Annotated in this window: 1 protein-coding gene; it reads left to right on the top strand. The window is 57.8% G+C overall.

Annotated elements, in window-relative coordinates; all coding sequences use genetic code 11:
- On the top strand, positions 1 to 120 hold a 120-nt coding region (locus AC1DIP_RS22240; protein WP_477735108.1), incomplete at its 5' end, for an integrase core domain-containing protein.
- Positions 121 to 557: the final 437 nt, after the last annotated feature.

The following is a 557-nucleotide window of genomic DNA, read 5'->3' on the forward strand; positions in this document are numbered from 1 at the left end:
TTGGCCGAGGAATGGAAAGCTATCTACAATCATGAACGGCCCCACGGATCCCTGGACGGCATGACGCCGAAACGCTACTGGGAAAACTGGACGCAAGAAAACACATTAGCTATCGCATAGACGCTGGACTGCTAACGGGGGCCCAGCCAAACCCTCCGTCGCACCCATCCACTGATGAATCCAACGTTGAAGGTGGGCCACATATAACCGTCACAAGAGCCCGGCGAGTCACGAAGTGGGGCCAAAAATAACCGTCCTACCGGGGCCATCCAAACCTGTCATAGCCACTCGTTCCATGTTGGTGCCATAGGGGATGTCGCTGCTTAGATTCACGGTGTACACGCCAGGTTCGTGACGGGTCACGAGTACCCCTTCCCAACCGTCTCTTTTGAGTGGGCGTGGGCCAATGGGACTGTGGAATTAACGGTGTATCCGGCTCGACACGCCGGGCGGTGAGCCTGGCGGGGAGGAGCCCGATATGGCCGCAACACTTGAGGCTGTGCCGAGTACGAAAACCGTTGAGAAACTGACAGAGAAGTCCGAGGCCGAGGCCGCGC

It is taken from the genome of Pseudarthrobacter sp. 05T312, assembly GCF_056396685.1.